General features: G+C 60.9%; 14 protein-coding genes and 1 pseudogene. 7 read left to right on the top strand and 8 right to left on the bottom strand.

Features of this window, described 5'->3' with window-relative positions:
- Positions 1 to 213: 213 nt before the first annotated feature.
- The 7 genes from PMI35_RS14120 to PMI35_RS14150 all read right to left on the bottom strand — a co-directional run bounded on the left by PMI35_RS14120 (position 214) and on the right by PMI35_RS14150 (position 7,047).
- Positions 214 to 2,598, bottom strand: coding sequence for a DUF3772 domain-containing protein (locus PMI35_RS14120; RefSeq protein ID WP_008060621.1), 2,385 nt, complete (start codon positions 2,596 to 2,598; stop codon positions 214 to 216).
- Between the two features lie 118 nt (positions 2,599 to 2,716).
- On the bottom strand, positions 2,717 to 4,129 hold the full coding sequence (locus PMI35_RS14125) for a heavy metal sensor histidine kinase (RefSeq protein WP_008060620.1): 1,413 nt from the start codon (positions 4,127 to 4,129) through the stop codon (positions 2,717 to 2,719).
- Positions 4,126 to 4,797 carry a heavy metal response regulator transcription factor gene (locus tag PMI35_RS14130; protein WP_008060619.1) on the bottom strand — a complete coding sequence of 224 codons (672 nt, stop codon included), beginning with the start codon at positions 4,795 to 4,797 and terminating at the stop codon, positions 4,126 to 4,128. The genes PMI35_RS14125 and PMI35_RS14130 overlap by 4 nt, the downstream gene beginning before the upstream one ends.
- A gap of 112 nt (positions 4,798 to 4,909) precedes the next feature.
- Positions 4,910 to 5,179, bottom strand: coding sequence for a DUF2790 domain-containing protein (locus PMI35_RS14135; protein WP_008060616.1), 270 nt, complete (start codon positions 5,177 to 5,179; stop codon positions 4,910 to 4,912).
- Between the two features lie 125 nt (positions 5,180 to 5,304).
- Entirely contained in the window at positions 5,305 to 6,078 is a 774-nt protein-coding gene (locus PMI35_RS14140; protein ID WP_008060614.1) for an alpha/beta hydrolase, read from the bottom strand.
- Positions 6,079 to 6,208: 130 nt separating this feature from the next.
- Complete coding sequence (locus PMI35_RS14145; protein ID WP_008060612.1) at positions 6,209 to 6,697, bottom strand: DUF6644 family protein; 489 nt, start codon at positions 6,695 to 6,697, stop codon at positions 6,209 to 6,211.
- Complete coding sequence (locus PMI35_RS14150) at positions 6,697 to 7,047, bottom strand: DUF6152 family protein (protein ID WP_008060611.1); 351 nt, start codon at positions 7,045 to 7,047, stop codon at positions 6,697 to 6,699. The genes PMI35_RS14145 and PMI35_RS14150 overlap by 1 nt, the downstream gene beginning before the upstream one ends.
- Positions 7,048 to 7,250: 203 nt before the next feature.
- On the opposite strand from PMI35_RS14150, the gene PMI35_RS14155 reads away from it, so the two are divergent.
- From PMI35_RS14155 to PMI35_RS14170, 5 genes and pseudogenes are all read left to right on the top strand, one after another.
- Entirely contained in the window at positions 7,251 to 8,216 is a 966-nt protein-coding gene (locus tag PMI35_RS14155; protein WP_008060608.1) for a Bug family tripartite tricarboxylate transporter substrate binding protein, read from the top strand.
- Position 8,217: 1 nt separating this feature from the next.
- A complete protein-coding gene (locus PMI35_RS14160) occupies positions 8,218 to 8,700 on the top strand; it encodes a tripartite tricarboxylate transporter TctB family protein (RefSeq protein ID WP_032831678.1) in 483 nt (160 codons plus the stop codon).
- Between the two features lie 18 nt (positions 8,701 to 8,718).
- On the top strand, positions 8,719 to 10,227 hold the full coding sequence (locus tag PMI35_RS14165; protein WP_008060605.1) for a tripartite tricarboxylate transporter permease: 1,509 nt from the start codon (positions 8,719 to 8,721) through the stop codon (positions 10,225 to 10,227).
- 135 nt (positions 10,228 to 10,362) lie between these two features.
- A pseudogene (locus PMI35_RS0132765) lies at positions 10,363 to 10,494 on the top strand (IS5/IS1182 family transposase); the annotation flags it as partial.
- Positions 10,495 to 10,522: 28 nt separating this feature from the next.
- On the top strand, positions 10,523 to 11,563 hold the full coding sequence (locus tag PMI35_RS14170) for a hypothetical protein (protein ID WP_008060604.1): 1,041 nt from the start codon (positions 10,523 to 10,525) through the stop codon (positions 11,561 to 11,563).
- A gap of 29 nt (positions 11,564 to 11,592) precedes the next feature.
- Here PMI35_RS14170 and PMI35_RS14175 read toward each other — a convergent pair whose 3' ends face one another.
- On the bottom strand, positions 11,593 to 12,477 hold the full coding sequence (locus PMI35_RS14175) for a LysR family transcriptional regulator (RefSeq protein WP_008060603.1): 885 nt from the start codon (positions 12,475 to 12,477) through the stop codon (positions 11,593 to 11,595).
- A gap of 157 nt (positions 12,478 to 12,634) precedes the next feature.
- On the opposite strand from PMI35_RS14175, the gene PMI35_RS14180 reads away from it, so the two are divergent.
- Together PMI35_RS14180 and PMI35_RS14185 are read left to right on the top strand one after the other, a co-directional pair.
- Complete coding sequence (locus PMI35_RS14180) at positions 12,635 to 13,936, top strand: NAD(P)/FAD-dependent oxidoreductase (RefSeq protein WP_008060602.1); 1,302 nt, start codon at positions 12,635 to 12,637, stop codon at positions 13,934 to 13,936.
- A 52-nt stretch (positions 13,937 to 13,988) separates the two neighbouring features.
- Positions 13,989 to 15,077 carry a polyamine ABC transporter substrate-binding protein gene (locus PMI35_RS14185; RefSeq protein ID WP_008060597.1) on the top strand — a complete coding sequence of 363 codons (1,089 nt, stop codon included), beginning with the start codon at positions 13,989 to 13,991 and terminating at the stop codon, positions 15,075 to 15,077.
- The last annotated feature ends 96 nt before the right edge of the window (positions 15,078 to 15,173 follow it).

Here is a 15,173-nt window from a genome sequence, read left to right as displayed (position 1 = left end):
CTGCGCAATGCCTGCGTTCGGCCATCGTGGTTAACGGGGCACCCAGATCAAAAGCCAAAGCGAGGCGGCCTTAAAGCCGACCTGACTTTTTCAGATAGCCCCAATACCCTGTGGGAGCCAGCCTGCTGGCGATGGACGTCAACGATAATGCGCCCTGTCTGAATGAACGCGTTGCCTTGCAGTCCATCGCGAGCAGGCTCGCTCCCACAATGGTCACGCTGTCGGCGGCGGTTTCGCCAGCTCTATCCCGGCGGCACCCAGCCGCTTGAGAATTTCGAACAGCAGCTCGCTCTTGATCGCGGTGACCATACGCGGGCTGTTGACGTAACCGGTGACGGTCAGGGTAATGCCTTCCGGCTTGAGTTGGCTGAAGCGCACCACCGGCGCCGGCTTTTCCAGAATGGTCTCGTGCTCGCTGAAGGTGTCGTACAGCAGGCTGCGTACTTGTTCGGGGTCGATGTCCAGCGGGAACATCAGTTCAAGGGTCGCCACTCCCTGGGCGCTACCGCCGAGGGTGACGTTGCGCAGGTTCTGCGAGATCAATTGCGAGTTGGGCACGATCACGATCGAGCGGTCGGCCAGCTGTATTTCGGTGGCTCGCACGTTGATCCGGCGGATGTCGCCTTCGACCCCGCTGATGCTGATCAGGTCGCCGACTTTCACCGGGCGTTCGGTCAACAGGATGATGCCGGAGACGAAGTTCTTGACGATTTCCTGCAGGCCAAAGCCGATACCCACCGACAGGGCGCTGACGATCCAGGCCAGGTTGGTCCACTGCACCCCCAGCGATGACAGGGTCAGCAGGAGCACCAGGGCATAGCCGATGTTGGAAAACAGCGTGCTCAGCGAGGCGCACATGCCGGGGTCCATTTCGGTTTTCGGCAGGAACTCGTTGTCCAGCCAGCGCCGCAGCGCACGAATCAGGTAGAGGCCGATGACCACGGCGAGCACGGCATGCAACAGATTGGCCGGGACGATGTTCAGTTTGCGCAGGCCGTCGCCGCCGAGCATGGCGAGGATGTTGGTGGCCAGTTGTCCGAGCGTCGAGCCGATCCCGCCCACCATCAGGGTGATCAGCGCGATCAGCAGCAACGTGGCGCGTCCTGCACCGGACAGGATGACCGAAATCTGTTCCAGCCGCGTATCGCCGATGCCCAGCAACTGTTTGAGGGTCTTGCCGGTGGAGTGGCGGGGGGAAAACAGGTGTTCGCAGCCGTCTCTGAACAGCTGGGTCAGCAAGTAGAAGCCGGCGAATATGATGAAAAACCAGACCAGTTCGTAAGTGATGAAGCGTGACAGCGATATGTAGCCGGTGAGCAAGGCCAGGAGTGAAACCACGATCGCAATGCTGGCGAACGTATAAATCACCCCGGCCAAGGTCCGGCCAGCTTCGGGGGCGATGCCCGCCGTGACCATGTCCCGGCGGGTTTTGTTGACCCGCAACAGCAGCGTGGCAATCATTGCCGAGACGATCAACGCGACCAGTCCGCGGACGGAGATCACCAGCCCCGGGCTCATGCCGGTGACATTGGTGATCTGCGCCAGTGACACCAGCACCAGCAGTGCCCAGGCCAGGCGTGTGGGGTAGGGCTTGATCGCCAGGGCGAGCGGATCGGCAAGGGCTGGCAGGCGCCATGACGGGTGTTGCGTGGACAGCAGCGCGCGGCTCAGGCCGGTGATCAGCACGCAGGTGTAGACGATCTTTTCGAAGTCCTGGGAAAACCCGATGAGTTGCGGCGTCAGGGGCAGCTCTCGGGTGATGGTAAAAAACAGCAATTGCAGGGCAATCCAGGCAGACAGGATCGTGGCCACCACCGAGGCCAGCGCCAGTGCGCTGCGTCGCAGGCGACCTTCCGGCATTCGGTGAATGCACAACCAGGTCAGCCCGCGCTCGGCCACCCGACGACCGAAGATCCAGAAAACCAGGGCCATGGTGAGCAACAAACTGGTCAACAGGCGTTCACCCGGCCGCCAGGTGGCGGCAAGCGTAGTGCGGATCTGTTCGATGAACGCGTTGAATTTTTGCCGGTCATCCACTGGCGGATTGAACAACGGAGCCCAGAACAAGGGATTGAGCACGCTGCGGGTCTGCTGGGTCACTTCGGTTTCCAGCAGGTTGCGGCGGATGGCGGCAATCTGGGTCAGCAGTTCGGCGGCGCTGGCCTTGAGGGTTGCCAGGGCAGTCAGTCTGGAGTCGACACGGCTCTTTTGCTCGGTGAGGGCTGCCCTCTGGCTGGCAATTTCGGATTTCTCGGGCCCGGCATCGGCCAATGGCGTCGGTCCCAGTACGCCCAGCTGCGCCTGCAACTGAGCCTGTTCGGGCATTAACAGCGCCGTGAGCCGGTCAACTTCGCGGACAAGGGCCTGAACCAGATCCTGCGGGCCTTCCAGTTGACTGTAGTTGGTGGCCAGGGACACCTGCTGTTTTAGATTGCCGAGTTGGCCCATCAGCGCGTCCAGGTCACCTTCGGACACGCTGGCGGATGCTGGCGTTGCAGCTGCGGAAGGGGGATCGAGCGGTGGCGCCGCCGACAGCATCCCGACGTTCGGCCCGAACAGAAAAGCGATGAGAATCACGAGGCTCAAGGCATGGCGCATCGGAGTGCTCGACTGGTTGTGTGTCACTCAGCCTATGAGGTTAGGTCATGACTCAGGTTATCGAGGCTTTTTTGGACGGATGTGCAACGGTGAAAGCTTCGATTTTTTGTTCCTTCGTTTATTCGCCCGCTCGCCGCGCCGGGAAAAACAGTTCGAAACAGGTCACGCCATCAGCACTCGTAACGCTGTACTTGCCATTGTGCAACTGCATGATCGTCGCCACGATCGACAGCCCCAGGCCGTTGGATTGCGCCGAGCGCTCGCGGGATTCGTCGACTCGGTAAAAGCGTTCGAACAGCCGGGGAAGGTGTTCGGCGGGGATCGTCTGGCCGTGGTTGCGCACCTGCAGGTGGATGCCATCGGCAGTGGGCGTGGCGCAGAGCGATAGCTCGGAGTTCGGCGCACCGTATTTGATGGCATTGGCGCACAGGTTGGCCAGGGCGCGGCGCAACAGCATCGGCTCGGCCCAGATCACACCGCTGCCCTGGGCGTTGATACCGATTCCGACATCCGCCGCGAGCCCTTCGAAATAGTCGGCCATGCGCTCCATTTCATCAAAGGCGCCCAGTTCCTGGCGTTGGCGCAGGGCACTGGCGGGGTCGGTACGGGCCAGGAACAGCATGTTGTCGAGCATGCGCGCCAGGCGCTCGAGTTCCTCGACATTGGACGCAAGCAACTGTTGATAGGCTTCGATGCTGCGGTTTTGCTGCAAGGCGACCTGGGTTTCACCGAGCAGGTTGTTGATCGGTGTGCGCAGCTCATGGGCCATGTCGGTGGACACCTGGCCCAGTTGCACGAAGCCTCTGCCGAGGCGGTCGAGCATGCCATTGAAGGCCTCGATCATCGGTAGCAACTCCAGCGGCGCGCCCTGGCTGTCAAGGCGTTCGCCGAGGTTGCCCACGCCGATGCCCTGGGCATGCCCGGCCACGCGCCGTACCGGCAGCAAGCCGCGCTGCACCAGCACGTAGCCGGAAAGTGCCAGCAAAATGGCCGCCACGCTGGCGAACAGGTAGACGTTGAACCGGTAACGGGCGAGCACCGCCGTGCGTTCAGTCATCAGGCGCCCGGTCACCACTTGCAGCGTGCCCTGATCGCCGGAGTAGAGAGTCGCCGCCAGTGCTGAAAAAGGTACGCCGTTAACGTTGGGCAAGTGCTGCACGTCGCGCAGGGTCAGCGGGTGGTCAATGGCCATGGGGGTCAACGCGGGCATGTTCAGATTGCCTGGATTGACCAGCAGCAACGGCGGTTGCCCGGGCGCGCCGATACTCAGCAGGGCTTCGCGGTTACCGAGCATGTTCTGAAACAGCGCGGGTTTGGTGCGGATCAGTTCCAGGGTGTTGCTGTCGTTGAGGAACGTGCGCAGTTGATCGATGCGGGTGATCAGGGCCGCGTCATCACGGCGGACCAATTCGCGCTCCAGGTCACGGTACAACGCCACGCCCAGGGACGTCAGGGAGACAAACGCCAGGAACGCGAACACCAGCGCCAGGCGCAGCGTCAAGGAGTGGCGCAAATGCGACAGGCTACTCATGGCTGCGTATCGAAGCGGTAGCCGATGCCGCGCACACTGTGGATCAACTTCAGCTGGAATGGATCGTCGATCTTCAGCCGCAATCGCCGCACAGCGACGTCCACCACGTTGGTGTCGCTGTCGAAATTCATGTCCCAGACCCGTGAGGCGATCATCGAGCGCGACAGCACTTCCCCCTGATGCGTGGCGAACAGGTGCAGCAGGGCGAATTCCTTGTTGGTCAGCGTAATGCGCGTGCCGGCGCGGGTAACGCGGCGCTTGAGCACGTCGATCGCCAAGTCTTCGATGTGCAACTGTTCTTCCTCGCGGGTGGGGCCACGGCGGGTCAGGGTACGCAGGCGGGCAACCAGTTCGGCGAAGGAAAACGGCTTGATCAGGTAATCGTCGGCGCCCAGTTCCAGGCCCTTGATGCGGTCGGCGATGTCATCGCGGGCGGTGAGGAACAGCACCGGGGTATCGGCTTCCTTGCGCAGGCGGCGCAGGACTTCCCAGCCGTCCATTTTCGGCATCATCACGTCCAGCACGATCACATCGAAATCGTGTTCCAGGGCCAGGTGCAAGCCATCGACGCCGTCGCGGGCCAGGCTCACGGTGTAACCGAGTTCCTGCAAGCCGTTGAGCAGGTAATTGCCGGCCTTGGGTTCATCTTCGACGACGAGAATGTTCATGGGGTCTGCCTGGTTCGGGGTCAGCAGGGTTGCGCGCCGCGCAGGCGGGCTACGGCGGCATGCCGGTGCCGCCAGTGTAGCCCGGCCAATCGCCGGTACGCAGGGATGACGATCAATGATCATTGGTGCAACCGCTGCCCTGGACCAGGTAATCCAGCTCATGCTGGCGACCCTGGTGGTCGAGGTAGTTCAGTTGGGCAGGAATGACGCCGCATTGTTGCGAAATATCCGTTTCACCCAGCACTTTGGCGACGTCGAGGTGGACGAAAGCCGCGTCCTTGTCGTGGATCACCTGCGCGGTGCCCTGGGTGTCGGCAAAGGCCGAGCCGGTGTTAAGGAGGGCGGCGAGAAGGGCGGCGAAAGCGAGGATATGGATTTTCATGACGGTTCTCTTTTCGGTTTGAGTGGGCTGTCGGCGGGTTGGCCTGGCAGTGAGTCCAGGTTAACCAGGCGATTCGAACAGCCCACCAACAGCTCGATGACAAAGTTGTAATGAATCGCTGCCAGTTACGGCTGGCGACCGGCGGCAGCAAGGATCAGGTCGGCGATTTCCCTGGAGTGGGACACCAGCGACAAGTGGCTCGACGGCAATTCAATGGTGGTGGCACCCATGCGCCTGGCCAGGAAGCGCTCAAGGTCCGGGTTGATCGTCTGGTCCTGGCTGGATACGGCGTACCACGACGGTTTGGTGTGCCAGGCCGCAGCGGTGGTGCGTTCGCTGAACAGGGTCTTGGCAATCGGTTGTTGCACGGCGAACAGCTGCATGGCTTTGTCGCGGGGCACGTCGCTGGCGAAGTAGTTGAGGAAGGCGTCTTGCTTGAGACTGACGAAACCGTCGTGTTCTTCGGTACCGGCACGTACAGGCATGGTCGGGTATCTGGCCGAGAGGGCAACGAAATCTTCCCCGGCATCCGGCGCACGCGCGGCGACGTACACCAGCGAACTGACCTTCGGATTGACCCCGGCCTCGCTGACCACCGTGCCGGCGTAGGAGTGGCCGACCAACACGGTCGGGCCGTCTTGCTGATCGAGCACGCGCTGGGTCGCGGCGACGTCGTCGGCCACCGACGTCAGCGGGTTTTGCACCGCCGTCACGTGCAGGCCGGCGGCCTGCAAGCGGCTGATCACATCCGACCAACTGGAGCCATCGGCCCAGGAACCGTGCACCAGCACGACGTTGTTGGCCTTGACCGGTGCGGTCGTGGTGGCAGCCATGGCGCAACCGCTGCTCAGCACGAACAGGGTGGCGGCGATCAGGCAGAGTTTGCTCAATGGTTTCATGGTATCGACCCTGGTCATCATCAGTGAAAGGCGTGTCACCCGGTGCGGGTGACTGACGACTTCACTGTATGAAGCGAGGGTGCTGGCTACGCTGACAACTCAATGACAAGTCTGTAATGCAACGGATCGTTCAGGTATAGGCCAGCAATCGGCCGCAGAGGATCACGCTGACCCACAGCGCGATTGAAAACAGCGCCTGCAGCCTGGCCACGCCCGGTGCCGGGTGGCGGGTATCCCACGCTGTCACGGAACGGTACACGCCAACATGGAACAACACGGCGTTGAGACCCGCCGTGGCAATCAGGCACAGCTTGAGGATGAATATGTCATTGGAGGCGAAGTCGTGGGGGTGAGCGGAAAACATCATCAGCCCGGCCGGAACGATCAACAGCAAAGCCGCAACGGACCATGGCAGGAGATGGCGGGCGAGGGCCGTCACCTGAATGTTGCGCGATACGCCGAGTACCCGCAGATCGAACATCACCACTGAACCTACCAGTATCGCGAAGCCGAGGATGTGCACCACCTCCACCAACGGGTACAGCCACAGATCACCGCGCATGGCTGATCCGAGCGACGAGTCACTCAGCCAGTCCATCCAGCCCTGGTTGCTTTTCATCAGCGCAACTCAGTGGTTTTGTCGCCGATCGTGATGCGTTCTGCACGTAACTCGTCGGGTTTGTTGCGGTTCTGATAACCGACTACGCTGGCTTGGGTGCCGACCGCCAGCATGTCCCTGGACAGCCCACGGTTCTCCATGCGCGAGGGCGGTGCGAGCACCACGTTCCAGGTCTTGTCAGCCGTCTTGAGGTTTATGAAACCGTGGGGGTGGGAGTAACCGGACGCTTCGATGGTGCCGCTCAGTTGCAAGGGATTGCTGGAGTCGTATTCGCTCCAGCCGTGATGAGCGAACGCCGCCGTGGCCAGCAACAGCAATGACACGCCAAAGCCCTTGAGCATGATGTTCATGGCAGGGTTCTCCTGTTGCAGAGGTTGCGGGTCGATGTTTTTCAGGATAGTTGGCGCATTTCGGCCGCTGGAACGCCCCGACCAAAAGAATGTTTCAGTCTGTGACGCCGGACTCGCAAGGCTCGGAAGGCCTTCGACGGAACCATGTTCTACGCTTACCCGCAGATGGCACCCATAAAAACAATGTAAAAGGGAGAGACACCATGTCCGCTTTGTTTCGCCGCGCCACTCATTGCCTGGCTGTGGGCCTTGTCGCCGCCGCATTCACGACGTCGGCGCTGGCGCTGGATACCGTCAAGTTCATGGCCCCAGGTTCCGTCGGCGGCGGCTATGACCAGACGGCTCGGGTGCTCGGCAAAGCCCTGATCGAGGCCAACGCTGCCAAGGCCGTCACCTTTGAGAACAAGGGCGGTGCCGGCGGTACGCTGGGGCTGGCGCAGTTTGCCAACAGCACCAAGGGCGACCCGAATGCGTTGCTGGTGGTCGGAGCGATCATGGTCGCGGGCATCGAACAGAACAAACCGCAAATCAGTTTGAAAGACGTGACGCCGATCGCCCGGCTGTTCACCGAATACAACGTGATCGCGGTGCGCAAGGATTCGCCGTACAAGACCCTCGACGACCTGATCAAGGACTTCAAGGCCAAGCCGACCAGCGTTACCTGGGGGGGCGGTTCCAAAGGTTCGATCGATCACATCGGCATCGCCGAACTGGCCGGCAAGCTGGAGGTGCCGGTCAACAAGGTGAATTACATCGCCACCGGCGGTGGGGGTGAAATCGTGGCCCAGACCCTGGGCGGTCAGATCAAAGTGCTGACCGGTGGATATGCCGAACTGGGCCAATACATCAAGAATGGCCAGATCCGCGTGCTCGCCATTGGCGCACCCGAGCGCGTGCCCGGGATCGATGCACCCACACTCAAGGAAAGTGGCTACGACGTGATCATCGGCAACTGGCGGGGTGTCTATGGCGCAGCCGGCCTCACGCCCGAGCAGCGCAAGGAAGTGACCGACGCCGTGCTGGCCGCCAGCAAAAGCAAAGTCTGGCAAGACAACATTCAAACCAATGCCTGGACGGAGAGCGTGCTGACCGGTGACGATTTCGGCAAATTCGTCGACGAAGAACACGTGCGGTTGCGCGCGATGCTGGTCAAGGTCGGGTTGCTTTGAAATGACCGGATCGCGCACTGTCGTGCCGACCCAACTGGCCATCGGTGTTGGCCTGATTGTCCTCAGCCTGGTGCTGGCGGTGGGCGCCTGGCGTTTTCCGCCGGAGATGGGCTTCGTCATCCTGCCGGCCTATGTCTACCCTTTCCTGGTCGCGGGGTTTCTGGGGGCGGTGGGCCTGTTGTTGAGCTATCAGGCGGTCAGCGGCGGCTTTCGCGAACTGGAGGACCAACCAGCCCCCGTGGCGGGTGGCAAGGCCGGCGCGGCCTGGGTCACCGCAGGTTTGATCGGTGTGGCCGTGCTCATCAATCTCATCGGCTTCGTGCTGGCGGCCGGCTTGCTGTTTGCCTGTGCGGCGCGGGGCTTTGGCAGTCGTCATCCGCTGCGCGACCTGGCCATCGGCATGGCCCTGACCCTGCCGATCTACTGGTTGTTCAACACCGGGCTGGGGGTTTCCCTGCCGCCGCTGGTCAACGCCTGGATCTGATCCAAGGAGATCGACAGCATGGACATTCTCGCCAACCTGGCGATGGGTTTTTCCGCGGCACTGACGCCGATCAATCTGCTGTGGGGCTTCATCGGCTGCCTGCTCGGCACCGCCATTGGCGTATTGCCGGGGATCGGGCCGGCGCTGACGGTGGCCTTGCTGTTGCCGATCACCGCCAAGGTCGATCCCACGGGCGCCCTGATCATGTTCGCCGGGATCTACTACGGCGCGCAGTTCGGCGGCTCCACCACCTCGATCCTGCTCAATACGCCCGGTGAGTCGTCCTCCATGGTCACGGCCCTGGAAGGCAACCTCATGGCGCGTAATGGCCGGGCTGGGCCGGCGCTGGCCACGGCGGCGATCGGCTCCTTCGTCGCCGGCACCATCGCGACCATCCTGCTGACGCTGTTCGCACCGGTGGTGGCCAGGCTGGCGCTGAATTTCGGGCCGGCGGAGTATTTCGCGATCCTGGTGCTGTCTTTCACCACGGTGTCGGCGGTACTCGGCGCCTCCATGCTGCGTGGCTTTGCTTCACTGGGGATCGGATTGACCATCGGCCTGATCGGCCTTGACTCGACGTCGGGCATTGCCCGCTACACCCTGGGCGTGCCGGAAATGGTGGATGGTATCGAGGTGGTGCTGGTGGCGGTCGGTTTGTTCGCAGTCGGCGAAGCGCTGTACAGCCTGCTTTATCAACCTGAGCAAGCGGAGGGCCGGCATCGCCTGACGTCGTTGTGGATGACCCGCGCCGACTGGAAACGCTCAGTGCCGGCCTGGTTGCGCGGTACATTGATCGGTTTCCCGTTCGGTTCGATTCCGGCTGGCGGGGCGGAGATCCCGACCTTTCTGTCCTATTCCACCGAACGCAAGCTGAGCAAGTATCCGAAAGAGTTTTCCGCCAACAAGGGGCAGGGCGCCATAGAGGGCGTGGCCGGTCCGGAAGCGGCCAACAACGCCAGCGCCACCGGTTCATTGGTGCCGTTGCTGACCCTGGGCATACCGACGTCCGCCACGGCGGCGATCCTGTTGGCGGCGTTCCAGAACTACAACCTGCAACCGGGGCCGATGCTCTTCGAAACCTCCGCCGACCTGGTCTGGACCCTGGTGGCCTCGCTGTACATCGGCAACGTCATCCTGCTGGTGTTGAACCTGCCGTTGGTGGGCCTGTGGGTCAAGCTGCTGCAGATACCCCGGCCTTACCTCAATGCCGGGATCCTGGTGTTCGCCACCATCGGCGTCTACGGCATGCGCCATTCTTCCTTTGACCTGCTGCTGATGCTGGGCATCGGTTGGGCTGGGGTGCTGATGCGGCGCTTCGATTTCCCGGTGGCGCCGGTGATCGTCGGCATGCTGCTCGGCCCGATGGCCGAGAAACAGTTGCGCAATGCCCTGTCCATCAGTGAGGGCGACTGGACGGTGTTTTTGACCCAGCCCATCTCGGCGGTGTTCATGGCCCTGACGTTGTTGGTGCTGGTGGTGCCGCCTCTGCTGCATGCCCGGGGTATCAAGTTGCACGAAGACGATTGAGTGCTGCAGCTTTTTTTGGGGGGGAGGGCGTAGTTGTGCCAGGCGACATCTGTCTTGAAAAACGCCGGAAGCAATCTATGGTGAATTCAATATCGGCTGGTGCCCGACGGGGCCCTCGAGGTGAAAGCGTGCCAAATGAGCTTTTCCGATTTCGACTTTGCCGGCAAGCGCAAGCAAACGCGCCGCGACTCCTTGCCGATGTTGACTGAGCCGTATTGCCCAAAGGCTGGCGGTGGTCGCAAGCCGTATCCGCTGGAAACCATGCTGTTTGCCCTGTCAAAAGGATTTATGCCAAATGTCCAATTCTTTAAATTCAGATCGGCAGGTGTTTGATTCGCAGGTTTCAACGCCATCGATATCGTTTGTTTGTTGTATTGAAAGTGGGCGACTTGAAAGTCAAACTCTCCTTATGATCAAGACGCTCAGGAAGTTTGGCGGTCGGTTGGCAAATTGTACGGTGTTTGCAGTAAAGGCGCGTCTGGGTGCACCCCTGTCGCAAACAACGTTGCGCGCAATGCGCGAGTTGAATGTAACTTACGTCGATGACAGTGCCTATAATGTGGCGCCTTGGTTCAACTATTCAAACAAGCCGGCAGCGGTATATTGGGCGCAACGTAATGCAACAACGGATCTGATTTCCTGGCTTGATAGTGACATTTTGATCGCGTCGGAGCCGTCGGGGCTGCTGTTGGAATCAGGCGTTGATTTTGCCGCCCGTGCAGAATATCTTCCGCCTGCCATTCATGAAGGGGATGCAAAGAATACGCCTTACTGGCAATCGCTGTGCAAGTTAATAGGTGCCAATTTCGATGAGCTTCCATGGATATCACTGGATAGTCCGGTGGTAAAAATGCGCGCTTTCTTCAACTCCGGTGCCTTTGTCTGGCGTAGAAGCAGTTGTTTTGCTGAAAGCTATGTTTCAGCATTCGAAAAGCTACTGAAAAGTAAACTGGCCAGTAGTTCAGGGTCTGCATGGTATGCCGACCAGGTTGTTATTTCTCCCGTGCTGGTAAAACATGATATCAGCTGGCGCCACTTGAGCCTTGTGGAACATCACATGGTGTTTCCTGGGCATATCGTCGGCCCCTCAGCGACACCGTCCATGAAAAATTCAAGCATCATTCATTATTCCGGGTCGCTCTCGGGTGACTCGGAACCCGCAATGTTGGAGCGCCTCATTAATGAAATACCCCATGTCCATAAAGAACTGATGGCACACAGGGTAAGCAGTGAAGCGCCCAGGAAAAATGTTATTTGGTTCCCGCTACGTGTCTTGAGGAAAATCAGGCTTTGGTATTTCTTGAAATCCCTTGATGTTTCAGAAGTGGGTGTATGACCAAGCGTCGCTGACTTTCAAATGCGTGCCTACAGGTTGTGGGGTGTTACAACCTGCCCGGTAAACCACTGCATAACCTGCGCACAAGAAGGATGCGCAGCCGCCGAAGGCTGCAGGCACAGCGAATAGATCCCGCGAGTCTTCAACGGCTCGCCAAACGGGATGACCAGCACGCCGCGCTCAATCGACTCGCCGGCCAGGGTCATGTCGGTCATGGCCACGCCCAACCCCCGCGCGGCGGCATCGAGGGCCAGTTCGTCGAGGTTGAAGGGGATATGGCGAAAATCCTCCAGCGCCTTGCCGCCATTGGCGCCCAGCCAATGCTTCCAGTCATTCCTGTCAGCCGAGCGATGCAGCAGGGCGAAGCCCGGCAGTTCCTCCAGCGATGCCAGCGCCAGCCCTGGCGCGCACACCGGCACCAGCGCTTCCTCGAACAGTGTCAGGCAATCCGCGGCACCGGACGGTTCGGGCAGATAGAGGATGTAGGCGTCGCTGTCGTTGTCCGGCTCCACCACCTCCGTGGCGACGGTCTCGATCGCCAGGGATACCTGCGGGTGATGCCGGTAAAAGTCACTCAGCCTGGGCAGCAGCCAGCGCACGGCCAGTGACACGTGCATGCGGATGCGGAACGGGCGTTTTTGCGGGGCGATCCGGTCCTCGAGGGCCTTGAGGTGCTCAAGGATCTGCCGCGCACTGGCGAGCACCTGTTCGCCTTCCGCTGTCAGCTGCAGGCTGCGGCTGGTCCTGAGGAACAGCGCGGCGCCGTAGTGACTCTCCAGTTGCTGGATTTTGCGGCTCACGGCGCTTTGGGTCAGGCACAGGGTTTGCGCCGCCTGGGTGAAGCTGCCCGAATCCGCGACCTCGACCAAGGCCTGCAGGCCCTGGAGCGAGGGTATATGACGAATGTTATCCATGCGTTTTAAGAATACCTGGATGATTTAATAACGTTGGTTGTCGTTGCCATGTCCCTTTAGATTCTAGTCATGGCGGCCGCCATCTCCAAGGACTCATGCGAATACTGCATGCGTGGTTGTGAAAGGGGCTGCACCACGACAGTCAACGAGGTGACGCATGGAAAACGTATGTGGCTGGATTGCGCAAGCCGGGGACAGCCCGTTGCGCGATCCTCTCAAAGGCACGCAGCAAGCCGACTGGCTGGTGATCGGTGCCGGTATCACTGGGCTGTGCGCCGCTCACTCACTGGCTGAAATGCATCCCCAGGCACGCATCGTGGTGGTCGACCGCCAGCGCGCCGCGCAAGGGGCGTCGGCGCGCAATTCGGGGTTCGTGGTCGCCCACGAAAACCCCACCCATGCCGAGTTGCAAGGCGGCCCGGATTTCGCTGGTTTCCAGGTTGACACCTCGATTGCCCGTGCCGCCAGCGACGAGGTGCGCAAGAGCATTGCCCGGCATGGCATCGACTGTGATTTTCGCGAATCGGGCTATTTCTTTGCGGTCAGCGACCCGCGCAAGTTGACCGAGGTCGAGGCCAAATTGCAGACATTGCGCGCGGTGGGCGCCTCTGCGCAGTTTCTGCAAGGTGAGGCATTGAGTCGAAAGTTGGGAACCCGGCACTACCAGGCGGCGATCTGGTGCGGCAATGGCAATGCGTTGCTGCAACCGGCGAAATACGTCAAAGGGCTGCTCGATGCATTGCCGCCGCAGGTGACCCTGTTTGAAAACACCGAGATCAGGGGCCTGCAGCGCCTGGCCAATGGGCGCATTCGTGCCAGCGGCGTGCATGGCTGCATCGAGGCCAGCAACGTGCTGGTGTGCCTCAATGCCTTCATTCCCCGTTCCGGGATCAGTGACAGCGGCACCTTCGCCATGGAACTCAGCGCCAGCCTCACCCGGCCCTTGAACGATGAAGAATTCCAGGCCCTTGGCGCCGTGGAGCCCTGGGGCGTGTTGTCGACCCGGCCCCTGGGGGCCACCGTGCGATTGACCCCGGATCGCCGGGTGATGATTCGCAACACCGCCGAATACCGCGCCCACGACTTGTCTCCCGCCGAGCTGGCGACCCGGCGCCAGCACCATGTACTGGGCCTGCAGCGGCGTTTCCCGCTGTTGGGTGCGCAAGACATTCAATACACCTGGACCGGCCACCTCAGCGCTTCGCGCTCCGGGCAACCGTATTTTGCCAAGGTCGAGGAGGGCGTGTTCGCCGTGGCCGGGTGCAACGGCTCCGGCGTGGCGCGCGGCACGCTGTGGGGGCGGCTGCTGGCGGAGCTGGCCTCGGGTATCGAATCAAAGGTTTTGCAATCGGTCATCGAGCGCGCCCAGCCCGGCTGGCTGCCGCCCAAGCCCTTGCTGGATATCGGTGCCATGCTGCGTATGCGCGTAGAGACGGCCCGGGCCAGAAGCGAAATCTAGAACACCGCCTTTCACTCACAACAAAAGCACTTCAACACGAAGGTGATCGAACATGCGCGTCAATACCGTTTCCCTGGTGGCACTGCTCTCTACGTTTTGCGCCGCCGCCCACGCCGATGAAACCGTGAACATTTCCAACTGGAACGGCTACATCGCCGACGACACCCTGGCCACATTCACCCGGGAAACCGGGATCAAGGCCACCTACGACATCCATGACAGCAACGAAGTGCTGGAATCGAAGTTGATGACGGGCAATACCGGGTATGACGTGGTCAGTCCGTCGAACCATTTCCTGTCGCGTCTGATCAAGGCCGGGGCGATCCAGAAGCTCGACAGGAGCCAGCTGCCGGGCTGGAACAACCTTGACCCGGTGCTGATGAAAAAGCTTGAGGTCAACGACCCCGGCAACCAGTACGGTTATCCCTACATGTGGGGCACCGCGGGCATTGGCTATAACGTCGAGAAGATCAAGGCGATCTTCGGCAACACCGACGTCACCCGTTCCTGGAGCCTGTTTTTCGATGAGGCCAATATCAAGAAGCTCAGCGAATGCGGCGTGGCGATCATCGACAATCCGACGCAAGTGCTGCCGATCACCCTCAACTACCTGGGCTTGCCACCCCACAGCCATGAGCCAGCCGATTACAAGAAGGCCGAACAGGCGCTGCTGAAGATCCGGCCTTACGTCCAGTATTTCCACGCCTCCAAGTACATCAGCGACCTGGCCAACGGCAACGTCTGCGCGGTGATCGGCTTCAACGGCGACATCGTGCAGGCGGCCGCTAGCGCCAAAGAAGCGAAAAACGGCATCGACATTGCCTATTCGATCCCGCAAGAGGGCTCCACGTTGTGGTTCGACATGGTGGTCATGCCCAAGAGCGCACCGCACCAGAAGAACGGCTACACCTACATGAACTACCTGCTGCAGCCCCAGGTGATTGCCAACATCAGCAACAGCATCCACTACGCCAATCCCAACAGTGCAGCAGATGCCGATGTGGTGCCGGCGGTGAAGCAGGACCTGGCGATCTACCCGCCCAAAGCGGTGATGGACAAGTTGTTCACGGTGGAGGACTTGCCGGCTTCCATCGCCCGCTTGACCACGCGCCTGTGGACCAAGCTGAAAACCAATACGTAGGAGCGAGCAGGCTATGCGCATGCCAGCCCTGTTCCGCAAACGCGATGGCTATGAATGCTAAGGCTTGACGCTGGCGTGTAGGAGCTGCCGCAGGCT

The organism is Pseudomonas sp. GM78 (assembly GCF_000282475.1).
Classification (GTDB): domain Bacteria; phylum Pseudomonadota; class Gammaproteobacteria; order Pseudomonadales; family Pseudomonadaceae; genus Aquipseudomonas.
This window is presented reverse-complemented; position numbering and strand designations above follow the sequence as displayed.

Bases quoted from the DNA above. Each gene is read 5' to 3' on its own strand.
- PMI35_RS14120 (WP_008060621.1), bottom strand. From the start codon at position 2,598: ATGCGCCATGCCTTGAGCCTCGTGATTCTCATCGCTTTTCTGTTCGGG.
- PMI35_RS14125 (WP_008060620.1), bottom strand. From the start codon at position 4,129: ATGAGTAGCCTGTCGCATTTGCGCCACTCCTTGACGCTGCGCCTGGCG.
- PMI35_RS14130 (WP_008060619.1), bottom strand. From the start codon at position 4,797: ATGAACATTCTCGTCGTCGAAGATGAACCCAAGGCCGGCAATTACCTG.
- PMI35_RS14135 (WP_008060616.1), bottom strand. From the start codon at position 5,179: ATGAAAATCCATATCCTCGCTTTCGCCGCCCTTCTCGCCGCCCTCCTT.
- PMI35_RS14140 (WP_008060614.1), bottom strand. From the start codon at position 6,078: ATGAAACCATTGAGCAAACTCTGCCTGATCGCCGCCACCCTGTTCGTG.
- PMI35_RS14145 (WP_008060612.1), bottom strand. From the start codon at position 6,697: ATGAAAAGCAACCAGGGCTGGATGGACTGGCTGAGTGACTCGTCGCTC.
- PMI35_RS14150 (WP_008060611.1), bottom strand. From the start codon at position 7,047: ATGAACATCATGCTCAAGGGCTTTGGCGTGTCATTGCTGTTGCTGGCC.
- PMI35_RS14155 (WP_008060608.1), top strand. From the start codon at position 7,251: ATGTCCGCTTTGTTTCGCCGCGCCACTCATTGCCTGGCTGTGGGCCTT.
- PMI35_RS14160 (WP_032831678.1), top strand. From the start codon at position 8,218: ATGACCGGATCGCGCACTGTCGTGCCGACCCAACTGGCCATCGGTGTT.
- PMI35_RS14165 (WP_008060605.1), top strand. From the start codon at position 8,719: ATGGACATTCTCGCCAACCTGGCGATGGGTTTTTCCGCGGCACTGACG.
- PMI35_RS14170 (WP_008060604.1), top strand. From the start codon at position 10,523: ATGTCCAATTCTTTAAATTCAGATCGGCAGGTGTTTGATTCGCAGGTT.
- PMI35_RS14175 (WP_008060603.1), bottom strand. From the start codon at position 12,477: ATGGATAACATTCGTCATATACCCTCGCTCCAGGGCCTGCAGGCCTTG.
- PMI35_RS14180 (WP_008060602.1), top strand. From the start codon at position 12,635: ATGGAAAACGTATGTGGCTGGATTGCGCAAGCCGGGGACAGCCCGTTG.
- PMI35_RS14185 (WP_008060597.1), top strand. From the start codon at position 13,989: ATGCGCGTCAATACCGTTTCCCTGGTGGCACTGCTCTCTACGTTTTGC.